The 7,376-nt window shown below is 58.9% G+C and carries 5 protein-coding genes; all 5 read left to right on the top strand.

The window, feature by feature from the left end:
- The first annotated feature begins 14 nt into the window (after nt 1–14).
- The 5 genes from ABD819_RS20235 (at nt 15) to ABD819_RS20255 (ending at nt 7,236) form a co-directional block, all read left to right on the top strand.
- Entirely contained in the window at nt 15–2,519 is a 2,505-nt protein-coding gene (locus ABD819_RS20235) for a polysaccharide biosynthesis tyrosine autokinase (RefSeq protein WP_345127310.1), read from the top strand.
- A gap of 15 nt (nt 2,520–2,534) precedes the next feature.
- Nucleotides 2,535–3,305: a tyrosine-protein phosphatase gene (locus ABD819_RS20240; RefSeq protein ID WP_345127313.1), complete on the top strand. Its 771-nt coding sequence runs from the start codon at nt 2,535–2,537 to the stop codon at nt 3,303–3,305.
- Between the two features lie 268 nt (nt 3,306–3,573).
- The gene (locus ABD819_RS20245) at nt 3,574–4,596 is read left to right on the top strand and encodes an NAD-dependent epimerase/dehydratase family protein (protein ID WP_345127314.1); all 1,023 of its coding nucleotides are present in this window, start codon (nt 3,574–3,576) and stop codon (nt 4,594–4,596) included.
- Nucleotides 4,597–4,796: 200 nt separating this feature from the next.
- A complete protein-coding gene (locus ABD819_RS20250; RefSeq protein WP_345127316.1) occupies nt 4,797–6,200 on the top strand; it encodes a tetratricopeptide repeat protein in 1,404 nt (467 codons plus the stop codon).
- Nucleotides 6,201–6,405: 205 nt separating this feature from the next.
- On the top strand, nt 6,406–7,236 hold the full coding sequence (locus ABD819_RS20255) for a phosphosulfolactate synthase (protein WP_345127317.1): 831 nt from the start codon (nt 6,406–6,408) through the stop codon (nt 7,234–7,236).
- Nucleotides 7,237–7,376: the final 140 nt, after the last annotated feature.

Consider the following 7,376-nt stretch of genomic DNA (forward strand, 5'->3'; position numbering starts at 1 on the left):
GCAATTCCATTATAATGGCAATTAACGAAAATACTGAGCTGGAAGAACTAATCCGTAATGCCACTGGTGGCGTTACAGCTCCGCCGGCTGCCACGCTCGCTAGCGGAGCCGAGGGGGAAGAGGACGGGGCTCCAGGATTAGACATCGCCACACTTGTACTGGTGGCACGCCGCAGCCTGTTGTGGCTGCTACTGCTTATCGGCTTGGGCGTGACAGCCTCGTGGCTGTATTTGCGCTATACCAAACCGGTGTACAAGTCTTCTTCCCTGCTCAAAATTGATGAGAGCAACCAAGGAAGCGCGCTCGGGCTGGCCCCCTCATCATTAGTGGACAAAGGACGGGGCTCGAAGCTAGCTGGTGAGGTAGAGCTGATTAAATCCAATATTATCTATCGGCGCCTAAAGGACTCGCTGGCCCTAGACGTGAATTATTACGTGCAGGGCACGGTGCTGGAATCAGAACTGTATGACTCCTCGCCTTTCCGGGTCGAATACAAAATCACGGATAATTCTTTTTACAACCGGAAGTTCAACATAAATTTCACCGGTCCCCAGCGTTTTAAGTTGGAAGTTATGAGTCAGGGCCAGCCTCATAGCGCAGAGTACACACTGGGGCAGCCAATCACGCTGCCCGGCATTACCCTGCAGGTGATGTCAACCGAACAACTTACAGCAGATGTACAGGAATCTAGCTACCACTTTACTATTCAGAACGATATCGCGATTAGCAGCTATCTTGACAAGAATCTGACTGTCGAAATCGTTAATCCGGATGCCAATACTATTGGGATTTCCTTCAACGACTTCAACCCGCTGAAAGCCCAGGATATCGTCGATAAAATTGACGGGGTTTATCTGGACGAAAAGATATCCAACAAATCTGAGGCGACGCAAAAGCAACTCCGGTTTCTGGATACCATTATGGAGGAGAACGGCAAGAGTCTGCAGAATGCTGAGGATAACCTCCAGAATTTTGTACAGCGCTCGGGCACATATGATGTAAAGGCTGAGGTAGGCACGCTCAGTGCGAAGCTGGAAAAGCTGGAGGAAGACCGCATCAAGCTGTTAGAAAAAACGAATCTGCTGGACCAAGTGGCGCAAATGGCCAGCCAGGAGCGCCTGACCCGCGACGAGAATCAAACCATCCAGCAAAGCATTCCAGGGCTCGAGTCCATTGAGGACCCTTTGCTCAGCACCCAGCTCTCCGAGCTCAATAGCCTGCAATGGAACCTGCGGCGCATTACTCGCTCCTATACCGATAAGACGGAAGCTGTTCAATCGGAAAAAGCCAAAATTGACTTTGCCCGCAACAGCATTAAGCGGCTGCTTCAGCAAAACCAGAAGCTGCTGCGCAGCGGTATGGAACAGCTCAATCGGCAACGCGCGCTGCTGACGGGGGAGTTGCAAAGCCTGCCCGCCAAAGGCACCGAACTGGCCCGCTTGCAGCGCCCGCTGGACCTGTATGAGAAGTCATTCCTAATGTTGTTGGACAAGAAGATGGAATTTAACATCGAGAAAGCCGGTACGACTGCTGATTTCCAGATTCTATCGCCAGCTTCCCCACCGATGGCCCCCATTTTCCCCAACAAGCTGTTGGTATACGCCTCCGGCCTGGCCGGCGGCCTGCTGCTGGGCCTGGGCCTGATTGCGGTGCGCTACTTCATGCACAACACCATTACCAACGTGCGGGAGCTGGAGCGCAACGCCAAGGCCTCGGTGCTGGGCATCATCCCGACCTACGACAAGGAGAAGATGGAGGTGTCGCGGCTGGTGGTGGATAAAAACCCAAAATCGGCTATTTCTGAATCCATCCGCTCCATTCGAACAAACCTGGACTTCATCAGCTCGGCCAAGAAGAAGCGGCTGATTTCGGTAACCTCGACGATTTCGGGCGAAGGCAAAACCTTTGTAACGGTGAACCTGGGCGGCATTATCGCCCTGTCGGGGCAGAAAGTCATTATCCTGGACCTGGATATGCGCAAGCCCAAGGTGAACCTGGCTTTCGGGGCCGAAAACACGCGGGGAGTGAGCACGATTCTCATCGACCGCCATTCCATTCAGGAGTGCATTCAGCCTACTACCATCGAGTCGCTGCAATTCATCTCGGCGGGCCCCACGCCGCCCAACCCCTCAGAGCTGATTATCAGCGACCGGTTTGACCTGATGATTCAGCAGCTGTTTCTGACGTACGACGTTATTCTGATTGATACCCCACCGGTGGGACTGGTCACGGACGGTATCCTGATTATGCGCAAGGCCGATATTCCGCTCTACATCGTGCGGGCCGGTTATTCGCGCAAAGCCTTTGTGAACAACATGAACCGGCTCATGCGCAGCAACAACCTCACGCGCATGTGTACCATCCTCAACGATGCCCAATCCGGTGCTGGCTACGGGTATGGCTACGGCTACGGCTATGGGTACGGCTACGGATACGGGGCCTATGGGCAGGGTTACTACGAGGAGACCGAAGCCAAAAAGCTCACCTTTGGCGAGAAGCTGAAGAAGTTCTTCACCTAACCGATTGCTCGTTCAATGTCTTCGCTTTGGCAACGGCTATTTGGTGGCGCGGCAGCTACCCCGGCCGCCGTACCCACGCTCGCGGGGCTTGGGGCCGATATGCACTCGCACCTGCTCCCCGGCCTCGACGACGGAGCCGAAACGCTGGAACACTCCCTCGACCTGCTGCGGGCCCTGCGCGAACTGGGTTTCCGGAAGCTGATAATGACGCCCCACATCATGGGCGACTTTTACAAGAATACCCCGGAGGGAATCCGGGCGGCGCTGCAACTACTGCGTACCGCTGCCCAGGCAGCCGGCCTGGGCGATGTGGAGCTGGACTGCGCGGCCGAATACTACCTCGACGAGTTTCTGGGTCACAAGCTGGCCGATGGCACCGAAATGCTCACCTTCGGGGGCGACAAGCGGTACCTGCTCTTCGAGACGTCGTACATGAACGAGCCGCTCAATCTGTTCGAAATCCTGTTTGAGCTGAAAGCCCAGGGCTACCGTCCGGTGCTGGCGCACCCGGAGCGCTACACCTACCTGTACGGCCGCTTCGGCGAGATTGAAGCGCTGCGCCGCGACCACGGGGTACTGCTGCAAGTCAACCTGAACTCGCTGGCGGGCTACTACTCGCCGGCGGCTAAAAAAGTAGCCGAGCAGCTAGTCGATGGCGGTCTGGTCGACTTCGTGGGGACCGACACCCACCACCTGCGCCACACCGATACCCTGCTGCGCCGCACCCTGCCCCTGCCGCACCTGGCGAAGCTGCTGCGCCTGCCACTGCTGAATAACACGCTTTGATTAGTGGTTAGTGGTGAATGATTCGTGGTGAATGATGTGGCATTACTCTACCCCACAAAAAATTCTCAGGTGCCTTCCCAGCGTCAAAAGCAGCTTTTGATGCTGGCTGACTACCGAATATTTTCCGGCCAAAAGTGCCATTGAAAACTCCAGAAGCCAATTGAATGCGACAGCGGCGCGAGGTTCAAAGTTTTTGTGGGGTAGAGTACTGTAGCATATAAACCATTCACCACTAATTATTAATCACTAATCATTCACCACTAAACGCATGATTTTCGTTACCGGCGGCACTGGTCTCATTGGCTCCTTCCTGTTGCACGCGTTGCGGGCGCGGGGGCTGGCCGTGCGCGCCCTGCACCGGGGCAGCGTGCCCAGCGGGGCCGCGCCGGGCGTGGAGTGGCTGGCCGGCAACCTGCTCGATACCGAGCTGCTACGCAGTGCCCTCACGCCGGACGTAACGCACGTATTTCACTGCGCCGGCCTGGTATCGTACGCGCCGCAGGACGAGGACGCGCTGCTGGCCGTGAACGTGCAGGGCACCGCCGCCCTGGTCGATGCCTGCCTGGCGCATCCGGGAATCCGGCTGGCGCATGTGTCTTCAGTAGCGGCGCTGGGCGGGCCGGGGGCCGGCCAGGTGGTGGCAGCGGGCAGTAGCCAGCCCATGAATGAGAAAGCCACCTGGGACCTGGGAGCCGCCCACCCCGCCTACGCCACGTCCAAATACCTGGGCGAGCTGGAGGTGTGGCGCGGCCTGGCCGAAGGCTTGTCGGCCATCATCGTGAATCCTTCGGTGGTGCTGGGGCCCGGCGACTGGCACCGTAGCAGCACCCGCCTGCTGCGCTACGCCCACCAGCAGCACCGCTTCTACACGCGGGGCCTGGTGAACTTCGTGGATGTGCGCGACGTGGTGGCCCACCTGCTGGCGCTGGCCTTCGACTACCCCGAAATCAGCGGCGAGCGGTATGTGCTGAGCGCGGAGGCGGTGCCGCTGGCTGATTTTTTCCGGCAGGCGGCGGCGGCCATGCAGCGCCGCCCCCCCACCGTGGCCGTGCCCGACTGGGCGGCCGAGCTCATCTGGCGGCTGGAGCATGTCCGCGCCGTGCTCACGGGGGCCCGCCCGCTCATCACCAAAGATACCGCCCGGGCCGGCCGCCAGCCCGTGGTGTACGACCATGCTAAAGTGCAGAGCGCTACCGGCCTTGGTTTCCGGCCTTTGGCCGAAACGCTGGCCTGGTGCGCCGCCGGATTGGTCGAAAACCCCGCCGGCTCCGCGCCGGTTATTGTACCTTAGCAGACCACGAGTTTCCTGGATTTTTGCCCGGATTGCACGGATTTCGTGGACAATTGTTAGTACTATTGATGCCGTAAAAGCAGTTGAAATAACCATACCTTTAGCTAGCCGGTAAAACGGACCAAAGCGGACGTACCCACTCCCCGGAGTCGACTACGAAATCCGCGAAATCCGTGAAAAAACCGCTAAATCCGTGATTTATGCGCATGAACGAACATTTTGAAAATCACCGGGCTGTGTTGGATACCGTGCGCCGCTTCGAGCGCATGGTAGCCCAGCACGAGTCTGTCTTCTTCGACCTGGAAGACTTCGAGAACATCATCGACCACTACGTTACCAACGCTGAATTCGACAAAGCCCTGCAGGCTTGCGAGGCGGCGTTGGGCCAATACCCTTTCTCTACCGAGCTGCTGATTGACCGCGCCCAGGTGACGGCCATGCGCGGCGACTACACCGAGGCCGAGCGCCAGATTGACCACGTAGCCGACCTGGACCCCACCAACGCCGACGTGGCCGTGACGCGGGGCATCATCAGCACGCAGCGCGGTGAGTTTGCGCAGGCGGTAGATTTTTTCCGGGCGGGCCTGGAGCAGGAGCCCGAGCGCGAGGATATTCACTTCAACCTCGGCCTGGCTTTCCAGAGCTGGCAGAAGTTCAAGAGCGCGGCCAAGCACTACAAGCAAAGCCTGCGCCTCAACCCCGACAACGAAACCGGGGTGCAGGAGCTGCTGCACTGCCTCGACATCACAGCGCGGCTGGAAGAGCACGAGGCATTTTTCCAGCGCTTCACCGACGACGACCCGTATTCGGCCACGGCCTGGTACAACCTGGGGCAGTACTGGTACCGCCGCGAGGACTTCACCAAGGCCGCCGAGGCGTTCGACTACGCCGTAACCATCAGCGCCGATTTTTACGATGCCCACCACTGGCTGGCCGACACCTTCGTGTGCCAGCAGGAGTACCTGAAGGCCATTCCGGAGTTCGAGCTGGCCTACCCCACCGGCGAGCCCACCGATGAGGCGCTCTGCAACATTGGGGAGTGCTACGAGAAGCTGCGCGACTGGGAGCCCGCCCGCCGCTACTACCGCCAGGCGCTGGAAATCAATCCGGCCATGGACGAGGCCTGGTTTGGCCAGGGCGTGCTGTTGCAGGAGCAGGAGCGCTGGCTCGAAGCCATCCACTACTTCCGCAAGGCCACCGAGCTCTACGCCGACAGCGGGGAGTACTGGTCGGCGCTGGGCGCGGCCGAAAACCAGGTGGGCAACGTGGTGAGCGCCCTGGAGGCCTACGAAAAAGCTACCGAGGTTGCCCCCGAAGATGCCCAGGGCTGGGTGAGCTGGAGTGCCATTCTCTACGAGCAGGGCCACTTTACCGAAGCCGTGGAGCTGGTGCGCCACGCCGTGGAGCTGCACCCGCACGAAGCCCACTTCCACTACATGCTGTGTGCGTACCTACTGGCCGATGGCCGCATGCGCGAAGCCTACAATACCCTGGAAACGGCCCTCACCCTCAGCTTCGACCAGCACGTGCTGCTCTTCGACTACTTTCCCGAGCTGCGCGAGCAACCCGGCCTGAAGCGCCTGATTGAGCAGTTCCGGAAGTGAAATGGAGGTGGAAATACGGGGGAATGTGCAAATGTGAAAATAGCGCCTGACTCCGCCACACACGCTCCGTAATATGCCAAGCACTACTTTTGCAACCGCCTGCGCCTGCGCAGGCGGTTTTTTTGTGGGCCTGCACATTGCCTAACCTTTTGAGCCTGATTTCCACATCTCCACATCTTTAACACATTTTCATATTCACAAGTAGATGAATTACGACCTCTCTCAACTTCCCGAACGCACGCCCAAGCCCCGCGAGCAGGGCTACACCATGATGATGGACAAGGGCATGAGCCTGCGCGAAGTGGAGGACTTTCTGGAAGTAGCCAGCCCTTATACCGACATTGTGAAGCTGGGCTGGGCCACCTCCTACGTGGTGCCCAACCTGAAGCGCAAGCTGGAAATTTACCGCGAGGCCGGCATTCCGGTGTATTTCGGCGGCACGCTGTTCGAGGCCTTCATCATCCGGAATCAGTTCGACGACTACCGCCGCCTGCTCGATACCTACGGCATGGAATACGCCGAGGTGTCGGACGGCAGTATCGACCTCAACCACGACCGCAAGTGCGAATACATCCGCGAGCTGAGCCAGGCCGTGCGCGTGCTGAGCGAAGTAGGCTCGAAGGATGCCGAAAAAATCATTCCGCCCTACAAGTGGATTGCCCAGATGGAAGCCGAGTTGGCGGCCGGGGCCATCAAGGTTATCGGCGAGGCGCGCGAGGGTGGCAACGTGGGCCTGTTCCGCAGCACCGGCGAGGTGCGCTCGGGTCTGGTAGAAGAAATTCTGACCAAGATTCCCTCCGAGAAAATTCTGTGGGAAGCCCCGCAGAAAGCTCAGCAGGTGTGGTTCATCAAGCTGCTTGGGGCCAACGTGAACCTGGGCAACATCGCGCCCAATGAAGTGGTCAGCCTCGAAACCATTCGCCTGGGCCTGCGCGGCGACACGTTCTCGCACTTCCTCGACATGGATGCCGTGGACCCCATGTTCCACCCCGCCGCCAAAACGGGCAAGCCCGGCACGTCGATGCCCCGCGGGTAGTAATGTAGCGCGAAGCGGTGCTTCGCGTCCCCGCGCAGCCGAGGCGTATTCCGAATGGCGCGGGGACGCGAAGTCGGAGGCCAAGCGGTCTTAGGAAGACAACTCACAAGACCAACTCCTTGGCTCACAGAACGACATGG

The organism is Hymenobacter antarcticus, from assembly GCF_039539545.1.
Taxonomy (GTDB): domain Bacteria; phylum Bacteroidota; class Bacteroidia; order Cytophagales; family Hymenobacteraceae; genus Hymenobacter; species Hymenobacter antarcticus.

Bases quoted from the DNA above. Each gene is read 5' to 3' on its own strand.
- ABD819_RS20235 (WP_345127310.1), top strand. From the start codon at position 15: ATGGCAATTAACGAAAATACTGAGCTGGAAGAACTAATCCGTAATGCC.
- ABD819_RS20245 (WP_345127314.1), top strand. From the start codon at position 3,574: ATGATTTTCGTTACCGGCGGCACTGGTCTCATTGGCTCCTTCCTGTTG.
- ABD819_RS20240 (WP_345127313.1), top strand. From the start codon at position 2,535: ATGTCTTCGCTTTGGCAACGGCTATTTGGTGGCGCGGCAGCTACCCCG.
- ABD819_RS20255 (WP_345127317.1), top strand. From the start codon at position 6,406: ATGAATTACGACCTCTCTCAACTTCCCGAACGCACGCCCAAGCCCCGC.
- ABD819_RS20250 (WP_345127316.1), top strand. From the start codon at position 4,797: ATGCGCATGAACGAACATTTTGAAAATCACCGGGCTGTGTTGGATACC.